The 11,038-nt window shown below is 48.4% G+C and carries 12 protein-coding genes and 1 pseudogene; 4 read left to right on the plus strand and 9 right to left on the minus strand.

Features of this window, described 5'->3' with window-relative positions; all coding sequences use genetic code 11:
- Positions 1–10: 10 nt before the first annotated feature.
- Positions 11–571: a Fe-S-containing hydro-lyase gene (locus CGRAC_RS10470; protein ID WP_040303892.1), complete on the plus strand. Its 561-nt coding sequence runs from the start codon at positions 11–13 to the stop codon at positions 569–571.
- A gap of 377 nt (positions 572–948) precedes the next feature.
- Positions 949–1,977: a DUF3137 domain-containing protein gene (locus tag CGRAC_RS10475; RefSeq protein ID WP_005870913.1), complete on the plus strand. Its 1,029-nt coding sequence runs from the start codon at positions 949–951 to the stop codon at positions 1,975–1,977.
- Between the two features lie 370 nt (positions 1,978–2,347).
- Here the strand turns inward: CGRAC_RS10475 and CGRAC_RS10480 are convergent, their stop codons facing one another.
- The 3 genes from CGRAC_RS10480 to CGRAC_RS10490 all read right to left on the minus strand — a co-directional run bounded on the left by CGRAC_RS10480 (position 2,348) and on the right by CGRAC_RS10490 (position 5,651).
- Entirely contained in the window at positions 2,348–3,355 is a 1,008-nt protein-coding gene (locus CGRAC_RS10480; RefSeq protein WP_005870915.1) for a hypothetical protein, read from the minus strand.
- A 191-nt stretch (positions 3,356–3,546) separates the two neighbouring features.
- A complete protein-coding gene (locus tag CGRAC_RS10485) occupies positions 3,547–4,896 on the minus strand; it encodes a hypothetical protein (RefSeq protein WP_050346354.1) in 1,350 nt (449 codons plus the stop codon).
- A gap of 35 nt (positions 4,897–4,931) precedes the next feature.
- Positions 4,932–5,651: a TerC family protein gene (locus tag CGRAC_RS10490; protein WP_005870921.1), complete on the minus strand. Its 720-nt coding sequence runs from the start codon at positions 5,649–5,651 to the stop codon at positions 4,932–4,934.
- A gap of 44 nt (positions 5,652–5,695) precedes the next feature.
- Here CGRAC_RS10490 and CGRAC_RS10495 point away from each other — a divergent pair, with 44 nt between their 5' ends.
- Together CGRAC_RS10495 and CGRAC_RS10500 are read left to right on the plus strand one after the other, a co-directional pair.
- Complete coding sequence (locus CGRAC_RS10495; RefSeq protein WP_005870923.1) at positions 5,696–5,887, plus strand: hypothetical protein; 192 nt, start codon at positions 5,696–5,698, stop codon at positions 5,885–5,887.
- 69 nt (positions 5,888–5,956) lie between these two features.
- The gene (locus CGRAC_RS10500) at positions 5,957–6,724 is read left to right on the plus strand and encodes a hypothetical protein (RefSeq protein WP_005870925.1); all 768 of its coding nucleotides are present in this window, start codon (positions 5,957–5,959) and stop codon (positions 6,722–6,724) included.
- A gap of 526 nt (positions 6,725–7,250) precedes the next feature.
- On the opposite strand, the gene CGRAC_RS10505 is transcribed toward CGRAC_RS10500, so the two are convergent.
- The 6 genes and pseudogenes from CGRAC_RS10505 to CGRAC_RS10530 form a co-directional block, all read right to left on the minus strand.
- Positions 7,251–7,814, minus strand: a complete 564-nt coding sequence (locus CGRAC_RS10505) for a ribonuclease HII (protein WP_005870930.1) — start codon at positions 7,812–7,814, stop codon at positions 7,251–7,253.
- The gene (locus tag CGRAC_RS10510) at positions 7,811–8,236 is read right to left on the minus strand and encodes an RDD family protein (RefSeq protein WP_005870931.1); all 426 of its coding nucleotides are present in this window, start codon (positions 8,234–8,236) and stop codon (positions 7,811–7,813) included. Before CGRAC_RS10510 ends, CGRAC_RS10505 begins: the two co-directional genes overlap by 4 nt.
- 102 nt (positions 8,237–8,338) lie before the next feature.
- Entirely contained in the window at positions 8,339–8,950 is a 612-nt protein-coding gene (pyrE, locus tag CGRAC_RS10515) for an orotate phosphoribosyltransferase (protein WP_005870932.1), read from the minus strand.
- Positions 8,951–8,953: 3 nt separating this feature from the next.
- The gene (gene frr / locus CGRAC_RS10520) at positions 8,954–9,511 is read right to left on the minus strand and encodes a ribosome recycling factor (RefSeq protein WP_005870933.1); all 558 of its coding nucleotides are present in this window, start codon (positions 9,509–9,511) and stop codon (positions 8,954–8,956) included.
- 278 nt (positions 9,512–9,789) lie between these two features.
- Positions 9,790–10,143 (minus strand): annotated as a pseudogene (gene secG / locus CGRAC_RS11380) (preprotein translocase subunit SecG); the annotation flags it as partial.
- A 94-nt stretch (positions 10,144–10,237) separates the two neighbouring features.
- On the minus strand, positions 10,238–10,933 hold the full coding sequence (locus CGRAC_RS10530; RefSeq protein ID WP_005870935.1) for a Bax inhibitor-1/YccA family protein: 696 nt from the start codon (positions 10,931–10,933) through the stop codon (positions 10,238–10,240).
- Between the last annotated feature and the right edge of the window lie 105 nt (positions 10,934–11,038).

Here is an 11,038-nt window from a genome sequence, read left to right on the forward strand (position 1 = left end):
GGAGGAAATCATGTCAGAAGTTAAAAGAATTACCGCACCTTTTGATAAAAGCGTAGTAAAAAGCCTAAAGGCGGGCGATAACGTCCTAATTAGCGGCACCATCATCGCAGCTCGCGATGCCGCGCACAAGGCTCTAACCGAAACTCTCGCTCGCGGCGAGAAGCTACCCGTAAACTTAGCCGGCGAGACTATATATTACCTGGGACCAACCCCCGCCAAACCGGGTCAGGCAATCGGTGCCGCAGGACCTACGACTAGCGGACGTATGGATAAATACACTCCGACGATGATAAACGAAGTGGGCATAAACGGCATGATCGGCAAGGGCTACCGCAGCGATGCCGTCGTCGAGGCGATGAAAAAATCAGGCTGCGTCTATATGGTCGCTATCGGCGGCGCGGGCGCGCTAATCAGCCAAAGCATCAAAAAATATGAAGTATTAGCCTATCCAGAGCTTGGCCCCGAGGCGGTCGCGCGACTTACGGTCGAGGATTTCCCAGCTATCGTAGCGATCGACAGCGAGGGCAATAACTTCTACGAAGTCGGACAGGCGCCTTATAGAAAAATTTAAATTTTGCTAGCGGCGTCCGCGCGGCGCTTTTTGCCGCGCGAGCGTTCGTAAATTTATCGGCGTTGCTCGGGCGCCCTAAATTTCGCAGCATAATTTACGGCGTTTATTTCGCGAAATTTTACGGCTCGGCGTAGTGAAATTTTATAGCGAATTTAAATCGCGCCTGTAAAGTTTTATCTCTCTTACGGCACGGAATTTTAAAATTTCGTGCCGCTTAAATTTCTACCAAGATTCCGCCTTCGCTCCATTTAGACGATCCGCCACTAAAATTTAACCGTAAATTTACGCAAGTCTAAATTTCAAAATTTCGCCGCCGTTCCTAAGCGAATTTAAAGCTCGCTAGCGCCATAATCGGATTTAAATTTTAGGAGGGGCGATTGAGCGCGAGCGAGCTGGAGCAGATCAGGCTGGGGCTTTTGTATAAGGCGAAAAGAAATACGATCTTCGCGGCGGCGTGCATGCTCGGCTACGGCGCGTTTTTGTTATACAAGCTACGCGACGGAGGAGGCATGGCGGATTTGTTGCCGTTTATCGGATTATTCACGGTTGTTCTTATAGTAGCCGTTTTGTGCGATCAGGCCTCTATAAAAGCTACGATAATCCAAGCCGCGGGTCTTTTTATAATTTGCCTATTTCTAGATGATTTACAAAATCGCCCCACGATTTCCAAATATATCTTACTCGCGATTATAACTTTAATCTTGGCTGCTTCGAGCTTATTCGTATTGTTTAGAGGCTTTAAACAAGATTATTCGGTAAAATTTCAGTGCGCTTTTAAAGAGCACTATCTAATGCCTTATTTCAAGGCGTTCGGCTATCGATACGATATTGGAGGCAGTATCGATCCCGCCAAGCTTAAGCTCTCGGGGCTCTTTTTTCGACTAGATAAATTCAAAGGCGGCAACGACAGGGTCTCGGGCGTTTATAACGGCGTGAAGTTCGCATTTTGTGACGTAAGTTTATTTAATAGATTTTCGGAAAGCGAAATCCTCGGCACCTTTTTCTACGCGGAATTTCACAAACGCATAAGCTCCAAAACCCTGATCTTCCCCGCTTGCGCCGGCGCGCCGAACACCCTCGGGCTAAAAAAGATCGATATGGACGATACGGAGTTTAACGCCGCCTTCGCCGTGTATTGCGAGGACGCGGCGGGCGCGATGCATATTCTAGCGCCCGCCTTTATGCGGAGGCTCTTGCGCTTCGCAGGTGCCGTAGCCGCGCCCGTTAGCCTTAGCTTCGCAGATAGCAAAATTTACATTTTCGTAAATACGGGGCGCGATAATTTCGAGCCCGACATCGGCGAAAGCGTGCTACGCCGCGACCCTGCCGCGCAGCTCAAGCGCGAGCTTTCGCACTTTTTAGCGATCGTAAAAAACCTAAAACTAAACGAAAGAATTTGGAGCTAGCGGGCGGCTCGCCGCAGCTTTGTGTGTCACAGCCTCGCTCACTATAACTTCACACGCCGCGCCGCAGCTCCACATGCTACAGCTCTGCGCGCCTTAAAATTTGAAATTTTAAAACCCCGCTTTTTGATTTCGCGCTTTAGAATTTTAAGGCGCATAAAATCCCGCGCGTTTTGAAATTTAAAATTTTAATCCACGCCGAGTAATTCTGCAGCGTAAAATTTAAAATTCTGAAATTAAAATCCGCATCTTGAAATTATACGCTTCAAAATTTAGAATTTTAAAATTCCGCAGCCGAAATCATACGCGCCTGAAATTTGAAATTTTGTCGCGCTTTAAAATTTAGCGCACCCACCAAGCATCACGGTACCCATCAAAGCCCCTGCGCGCTAGAGGGCGCGACTAACTCCTCTATAATTCTACCGGGCTCGCAATGAATTATTTTACTCTCTATCGTAAATTTTTCGCCGTCAAATTTAAAGTATTGATATTCATCGACAAGCTCGCCGTCCGGGTATTTATCGCTATATTTTACCTTAAGAGCGCCCAGTATGCCGTTTTCAAAGGTCAAAAACGTCCTTTTAGCGTATTTATTCTTTATCTCGTCACTGCCGTCTAAATATGAGTATGAGAAAAAATCATATTCTATGCCGAATCGAGCGGAGTCGTGCGGCGGCGACACCAAAGAGCTCCTTTTAGAGCAGTCGCAATCTCCGCCGCATGAACGGACGTAGTGGAATATATTCGCTAGGTTTATACCCGCTTCGCTTGCTTCTACCGCCCAAAATTCGTCGTTTGTGAGCTTAGTAGAGCCCTTTGATGCTCCGTAAATAAGATATAGATTTTCTTTAACTTTAAAAACTTTTATCACTCGATCGCCGCCCCATGCGGTACCGACTGCCCAATCGCCGCAGGCGCAATCCCGCCTGCCGCCAAGAACGCATTCTTGCATCTGCTGCGCACCTTTGTCTGCAAAATCCATAATGAAATTTTGCCCGCCGCTTGCGTATTGATACGCTACGTAGCTCGCGCCCATCGTGCCGCCGGTGCTGATATCTACCGAATATGCCCGAAACTTGCCGTCCTGCGAGATCGCCATATTCGGGGCGAACCTCAAGGATTTTAAAATTTGCGGAGCGCTCTCGCCCGCGCTTTGCAAAAACTCCATAAACGCAGCCCTTAACCTAACGATGCTCTCGCAGGGTATTCCATCGGGGCGATGCCCGGCTTCGTCAATCTCCTGAAGCGCCGTGCTTAAATTTGCGGTTAAAATTTCCAGGCTTTGATCTTTTTGAGCGCTGTTTGTGCCTCCCGCCAAAGCGAGCGCCGCCTCGGCGAATACGAAGCTTAATAAGCATAAAAACGAGATTAAAATTTTCAAAACGGCTTCCTTTAAATTTCAATTTTTCGCTAGATTATAGCGCAAATTTGCGCCGCGCGAGATTTGGGTTTAGAATTCGTGCCGCTAAATTTAAAATCCAAATCCGCTCGCTGCGGAATTCTGCGAAATTGCGAAATTGAAATTCCTTGAAGTTGCAAAATTCCGCGAGGTTGTCGCTTGAAATTCGCCTTTCAAAGCATAAGGCTAAGCAGCAGCAAAAATCCGATGAAGCTTAGAGCGTTGCCAAAGTCGCCGCCGATGTGATCGCCGAGCCGCGTCAGCACGAGCGTGCCGCCCAGACGCAGACCTATTTGTAGCGCCACGCTCGCGATAAAATCTATCACGCGCCGAAGTCCGCTGCGCGTATCGCCGAGCTTCATGCCGCGGCTTTGATTCCAAAGCCCGCTTATGCGGTAGTCTTTGTAGCGGGCGCGGAGAATATCGCCGTTTTGCAGCTCGAAGCTCTGAGGGGCGTCTTTTGCTTTAGCGGGCGCCGCGACTTCGGCGGAGCGGGCGGAATTTATAGAATTTGCTGCGTTAGTAGAATTTGCAGAGCTTGTGGAATTCGCTGATTTCGCAAAATTCTTAACGCTCGCAGAATTTGCGGAATCTTCTGCGTTTAAATTCTTAAATTTCATACAATTTTCGCCGTCCGCAAGCTCCGCTAAATTTTGATCTACGCGTAGCGCGTCAGAGACAATACGCCGCTTGCTATCGCCCGATAAATACAGCCCGTCCAGCGCGAAGCCATAATAATAAACGTCGTCGCTTTGCAGTACGCGCACGCCGCTAGCATAGCCCTCCGCTTCGCCGCTTCGCTTGGGCTCTTTGGAGTGCGCGAGAGCCGCAAATATGCGCCCGAACTTTGCGGCGCGCCAGTCTCTTCGCATAAACCTAAAGCTGCAATACGCAAAAGGCGCGAGGATGAGCAGGGCTAGCAGTCCGGCAGGAGCCTTTGCATCAAAGATAAAGATTATGCAGTAGATACTCATCGCAGCTAGCGCTACGCCGAAGGCTGCGAATATCGCGGCGAGTGCCGTGCTACCGGCGTCCTTCCAGCGCTGTGCGCCTAGGCTTAGATTAACAAAGTCTAGCGGAGATGCGGCGGAGTTTATGCCGCTGCGATCTTTGTCCGATAAATCAGATGCTGTAGAATTTTGGCGCGCACTTGCCGCCGTATCGCTATATGCGTCGCGGTTTGAATTTGCGGTGGTGGAATTTCCGCTACTTGAAATTTCGCAGTTAGGGCGCTCTGCGGAATTTTCGCCGCTTAAAGCCTCGCGATCGGAATTTAAGCCTCTCAAAGCTTCGCGGCTGGAATTTGAGCTCGAAGCCTCATATATCACCGCCAGCTCGTCGCCCTCGCGTATCGGCAGATAAAGTCCGTCGCGTTTTAAATCCAAAATTCCTGTAAAGCACAAGCGCTCCAGTGTAAAGCTAAATTTCGCCGTATCTGCAGCCGCGAGTTCTAGCTTGAAATTCCTGGCCGTGCCGCGAGCAAGCTTGATACGTCGCGGCGAAAGAAATTTAGCAAATCCCATGCGCGCCTTTCAGATCTCGCAAAATTCCGCTCCTCCTATTTCGCGGCGGATTTTTTGCGGATCTGGATATTGATGAGCTCCACCAGCAGCGAAAACGCCATCGAGAAGTAGATGTAACCCTTAGGTATGTGAAAGCCCAGCCCGTCGGCGATCAGCGAGACGCCCACCAAAATCAAAAATGCAAGCGCTAAAATTTTGATCGTCGGGTTTGTGTCCACGAAGCGCGCGATCGCGCCGCTAGCGAGCATCATCACGCCCACGGCGATGATGACTGCGAGGATCATCACAGGTAGGTGCTGTGCCATGCCCACGGCGGTGATGACGCTGTCGAGCGAAAAGATGATGTCCAAAACGGCGATCTGCACGAGCGTGCCGCCAAAGCTCGCCTTGCCGCCGCTAGCGCTATGCTCGTGTGCCTCGCCCGTGGCGCTGGAGTGGATCTCGAGCGTGGATTTGACGAGCAGAAAAAGTCCGCCACCGATCAGTACGAGGTCGCGTCCGCTAAAATCGCGCGCAAGCACGCTAAATAGCGGCTTGGTAAGCCCCATGATCCAGCTTAGGCTAAGAAGCAGCAGTATGCGCGTGAACATCGCAAGCGCAAGCCCCATTATGCGGGCGCGCCCGCGCTGTGCCTCGGGCAAGCGGCCGCATAAAATCGCGATAAAGATGATATTGTCGATGCCAAGCACGATCTCAAGCCCCGTGAGCGTCGCCAGGCTGATCCATGCCTCGGGTGAGGCGATCCATTCAAACATCGGTTTCCTTTGGGTGAAATTTAAGCCGTGATGATAGCGAAAGTTTGGTTAAAATTTCTAAATTTTACCGCCTTTGTGCGCGAAACTGCGCGGAGAATTTCAGCGATGCGATGCGGACGGTTTATCTTGGAATTTTACCGCAAGACTATTTCGCTAAAAGGCGCAAAACGCCGCATGCGCGGCAGAATTTTGGCGCGGAGAATTTTTGCGGCGAAATTTTAAAATTTAAGCTCTAAATTTACCCGTTTTTAAGCAGGGGGGGGGGTAGCATTATTTTCTAGAAAATTCACCTCAAGGAGTTAAAGATGAAATATGTGCTAAGTGTCGCGCTGGCGGCATTTATTTTTGCGGGATGTGGCGAGGACGAAGTAGAGCTCGTGAAAAACTATACTCTGCCCGATTTTAAGTCTATGAGTATCGGCACGGCTATTGAGGGTTCGAAAATCTGCAAAAATATCACTTGGAACAAAGAGGAAAACGGCGGATTAAAGACGGTTAAGATGGTCTGCGACTTGGATATGGAGCGCATGAAAGCAAAGATAGTGCAAGATAAAACCGAGAGCCTTAAATCTTATAAACAAAGAGCATTGGATACATCTTTAAATAATGCTATGATTTATTACAAAAGTAAGGTCTATGATGAGCAAGGCCTGCTTAAGCTAGCAAAAGAACACTGCAAACTCAATGAGGTAAAATTCCAAGAAACATTTAAAACTAAAGGCAAAATAGAATTCGACGATGAAGATAAGATAGTTGATTGTGACGATAAATTAAAAGGGGAATTCCAAAAAGAATATAGCGTTGATTATATTATAGAATATCTTAAGAGAGCTGTCTATTACTCGCAGCTAACAGTAGAGCAATATGATGCAGTTTTTGGACGCAAAAAAGTAGAGTATCCATCAAAAGCTGTTATTGAGCTAAATTTTATCGTGAATGCCGATAAAAGCATAAGTTTGTCGGATAAATTTATGGTGACCGAAGATGTTGCCGATGATATTATTAAAACAAGTTCGTTCACTGGTAAAAGGGTGGCAGAAGACGCTTTAGTAATTTTCTACGAAAGAAAGTAAGTACCTCATCTCGCGGCTAAATTTTGATTAAATTTAGCCGCCTTTTTATATCAAAATTTCATTCAAAATTTTACGTGGATTTTAAATTTAAAGTGCAATGTTCTATCTCACCGTCGATATTGAATTTTGAAATTTAAGCTTCATTGCAGCGCGCGGACTGAATTTACGCTGCTCGGAATTTTAAATTTTATTCAGCATACTGTGCTGCGCGGATAAGCTAGCGAGCCGAGCTCGCAGTTTTAGATAAAATTCCGACCTTATACGGACTCTTACGAGATACAAAAGTACGGGTTAAAATTCCTGCAAGCAGCGCAAGAGTAGACTATAGCCGAGAGCGCAGGCTGTGGGCTATTAAATTTCTTGCTAGCTAGGCAAAAAGCGTATTCGCCTGCCAAAACTAGCGATTGTCGTATCGGCTGAAATCGGCGTGCTTTGCATTCAAATATGAGTTTCGGCGTCGTTTGCCAACGGAGTATCAACCGAACGGCAGACTTTGTCTCGCTGATCAAGCAAACTTACTGCCGCGTTAATCAAACAGCGAGGGTTGCAGCGATTTGATCTTGTAGCTTGCGCGGTGAAAAGGCGTGAGCCCGTACCGCTCGATCGCCGCGATGTGTGCGCGCGAACCATAGCCTTTGTTTTGCGCGAAACCGTATTGCGGGTAGCGCCGTGCGAGCTCGTTCATCGTGCGGTCGCGCGTGACTTTGGCAAGAATGCTCGCTGCGCTTACTTCGGCGATTTGCGCGTCGGCCTTTACGAGCGTCTGAAGCCCGCGTACGCCGAAGGTTGCGTTGCCGTCGTAAATGATCTGTCCGCTAAAACCCATAAAATACGCGAGAATCTGCTCAAGCGCCGATCTTAGACACGAGCTCAAGCCCGCCTCATCGACCTGTGCGCTTGAAATTTCGACGATTTTGTAGCGCGAGTTTTCGATGATCCGAGCGTAGAGCTCCTCACGGCGCTTCTCGCTTAGCTTTTTGCTATCGGCAAGTCCCGCGATCTCGCGCTGCAGCACGCAGCCCGCGACGCAAAGCGGTCCCGCAAGACAGCCGCGCCCCGCCTCGTCGATGCCGCAAATCTGCCCGCTCACTGCGCGTCCTTTCGCACGACGGGCGCAGCCCCGCTTAACAGGTCGTGTAAGTTCAGCCTATCTTTGCGAAAAAAGCAGATCAAAAGCCCGATGACGCTAAAGCCCGCAAGCACGAAGCATCCAAAGCGAGCTAAGGCTCTAAAGAAGCTTGCTTTGCGTCCGCTGCGAACGTCGATGAGGTAAAGCCCCGCGAGCTTGTAGCCGGGCGTCTGGGCGCTGCGGGCGTAAAATGCCGCGCAAATAGCGCCGTATGCGAGCCAGATAAGTGCGATTGCGGTCTGGTTGCGCCACAGAGCCTCTTTCGAGCCCAAGACGAGATAGGTAACGCCGTATAATAGGGGCATCGCGATGATAAAAAGATCGACGATGAAGGCCTTTACGCGCAGAAAAATCGGTGAAATTTTAGCTTTTTGTTTTGCCATTTCGATCCGTTTTGGATTAAATTTTAAAATTCTGGCGCGATAAATTTAGAGCCGAGAGGATAAAATTTAATCTCGTTGCGGTTTGTTAGTAGCAATCGGCGCCTAGTTTCCGCGACTGCCCGGCTTGATCGCCTTGCTTCCGGCAGCGCAGAGCGGGCAGGTCGCGGGCTCGTAAATTTCAAACTCGAAATTGCCTAGCGCAAAAAACGGCTTATCCGCGGGCAGCTTGGCGCCAGCCTTTGCACTGCTGCCCGCTAAATTTGCGACCTTGCAAAATCCGCGATTGGCAAGCGCGGCAAAGCCCACGACCTCGCCGCCGAGGTTTTCGATGAGCCTGGCGCTCTCAAGCGCCGAGCCGCCCGTCGTGACGATGTCCTCGCAGACGATAAATCTCTCGCCCTTGCGCACTTCAAAGCCGCGTCGCAGGCTCATTACGCGATCTACACGCTCGGTAAATATGAAGCGCTTTTTTGCCGCGCGAGCTAGCTCGTAGCCCGCTAAAATTCCTCCCAGCGCGGGCGAGCAGACACTATCAAACTCCACGCCCGCTTTTTCGATGATTGCGGCGAGCTCGTCTGCTAGCTGTCCTGCTAGCTGCGGATCCTCAAGTACTTTGGCGCTTTGCAGATAGAATTCCGAATGGTTGCCGCTTGAAAGCAGAAAATGCCCTCGCAGATATGCGCCACAGTCGCGATAGATTTTTTCTATATTCACAGCTCAGACCTTCAAAAGCTCGGCTTCTTTAGCCTTGACTGCGTCGTCGATCTTGGCGGAGTAAGAGTCGGTGATCTTTTGCACCTCGTCGTAGCCCTTTTTAGCGTCGTCTTCGGAGATAGCTTTGTCTTTTTCGAGCTTTTTAATCTCGTCGTTGGCGTCTTTGCGGACGTTGCGAATGCCGATTTTTGCTTTTTCGCCCATCGCTTTGGCCTTTTTTGCGTTTTCTTGGCGTTGCTCGACTGTCATCGGCGGGAAAAATAGTTTTACGCTCTCGCCGTCGTTAGTAGGGTTTACGCCGATATTCGCCGCTGCAATCGCGCTTTCGATCGCCTTTAGCATCGGCTTTTCCCACGGCGTGATCGAGATCGTGACCGCATCGGTCGAAAGGACGGTTGCGACTTGATTTAGCGGAGTTTGCGAGCCGTAATAATCTACTAAAATATGATCTAGGATCGCCACGCTCACCTTGCCGGTGCGTAGCGTCGTAAAGTCCTTTTTCAAAGCCTCGATAGCTCGATCGCCGTTTGCTCTTTGCTCTTTGTAGATAGCTTCTAGCATTCAAATCCTTTAAATAAAATTTGCGAAATTATAGCGTTAAAAAAATAAGAATAGCATTTAAAAGCGCGGATTTTGCGCTTTTAAATTTTAAAATTTAGAGTTTATTTGGTTGTGTTTTGATCTGCGGAAACAGCGCTGGCATTGGTATCGCTTACGGCGCTTGATGCTTGAGACCGAGCAGGCGCGCTAGCTGCGGCAGTATCGGTCGCAGGAGCTGCTGGCTCTTCGATTTTCGTATCCGTCGCATTGATCTCGCCGCTAATTATAGAATTTGATTCGGTGCTTGCCGGAGCGAAATTAGGCTTTGCGCCTGAAGCAGGGATGGATGGCACGCCAGGAACAGCGTTTGGCACGGATTTAGTAGCATTTGCTTCGATCTTTACGCGATCGACTACGGAAGATTTAGCATCTTGCTGATAGAAATACGCAAGCACCAGTGTATTTATCACGAATAAAATTCCCATTGCGGCGGTAAATTTAGCTAAAAATCCAGCCGGACCCTTCGCACCAAATAAGCTTTCGTTGCTTCCGCTGTATGCGCCAAGTCCGATAGAAGAGCTCTTTTGCAGTAGAACGGAGATCGTAATTATCACGGCAAAAACGACTTGTAAAACTAAAAATAACGTAGTCACTATAAAACCTTTTGAAAAAATTGAATTTGCGATTATAATAAAAGATTTATAAATTTTAAGTTAAGAGTGCACCGCACGAAGCGGTGCGTAAAATTTAGTCTCTGCTTGCGCCGAAAATTCTTAGCAGCGAAAGGAAGAGGTTGTAGATGTTTAGATACATATCTACGGCAGCCATTATCGGTGAAGTGTAGGTGCCGTTTATAATATTTTTAGTATCGTAGATGATATACATCGAAAAGATTAAAGCCGAAAAAGCTGAAATTGCTATATCAAGCACGGTGCTTTTGAAAAAAAAGTAGTTCAAAAGGCTTAGCACGATAATAGCCACAAGCGATACCAATAGCGGCTTGCCCCAAGAATCGAAATTTGTCTTTGTATTCATCGCATAAACGGTGAGAGCACCGAAAGTAATCGCTGTAGCCACAAACGCATGCGTTACTACGTCTCCGGCACCCGCTGCGATATAAATAGCGATTAATTTACCTAGAGTAAGACCGGTAATAAAGGTAAATGCAAAAAGCAAAACCAGCGCAATCGTGTTGGCGCCGCGATTTACAGCTGCTTGCATACCGAAGATCAGCCCCATTAAAAGCACTAGATATAAAAATGGATGAATAGCCAAGCTCACGCCGAAACTCATCGCCACAAAAGCCCCTGCCGCTGCAGCTATCATCGAAGCGGTTAGAAGCGCGTAGGTTTGTTTGATAGTCTGAGAGATTCGTCCTTGTTCCAGTGATGCGTCCGATAGTTCATAGCCGTCCGCGTAATTTCGTCTGTCGTATAGACTCATATTTTTCTCCTTCTTTTGATTTATGAGCGGGGAGTTTAGCGAAAATTTGGTAAATATATCATTAAAAATTCCCAGAATTCTATCTATTTATGAAAGTAATATATA

This window comes from Campylobacter gracilis, assembly GCF_001190745.1.
Taxonomy (GTDB): domain Bacteria; phylum Campylobacterota; class Campylobacteria; order Campylobacterales; family Campylobacteraceae; genus Campylobacter_B; species Campylobacter_B gracilis.

Bases quoted from the DNA above. Each gene is read 5' to 3' on its own strand.
- CGRAC_RS10470 (WP_040303892.1), top strand. From the start codon at position 11: ATGTCAGAAGTTAAAAGAATTACCGCACCTTTTGATAAAAGCGTAGTA.
- CGRAC_RS10485 (WP_050346354.1), bottom strand. From the start codon at position 4,896: ATGGGATTTGCTAAATTTCTTTCGCCGCGACGTATCAAGCTTGCTCGC.
- CGRAC_RS10490 (WP_005870921.1), bottom strand. From the start codon at position 5,651: ATGTTTGAATGGATCGCCTCACCCGAGGCATGGATCAGCCTGGCGACG.
- CGRAC_RS10500 (WP_005870925.1), top strand. From the start codon at position 5,957: ATGAAATATGTGCTAAGTGTCGCGCTGGCGGCATTTATTTTTGCGGGA.
- CGRAC_RS10510 (WP_005870931.1), bottom strand. From the start codon at position 8,236: ATGGCAAAACAAAAAGCTAAAATTTCACCGATTTTTCTGCGCGTAAAG.
- frr (WP_005870933.1), bottom strand. From the start codon at position 9,511: ATGCTAGAAGCTATCTACAAAGAGCAAAGAGCAAACGGCGATCGAGCT.
- CGRAC_RS10530 (WP_005870935.1), bottom strand. From the start codon at position 10,933: ATGAGTCTATACGACAGACGAAATTACGCGGACGGCTATGAACTATCG.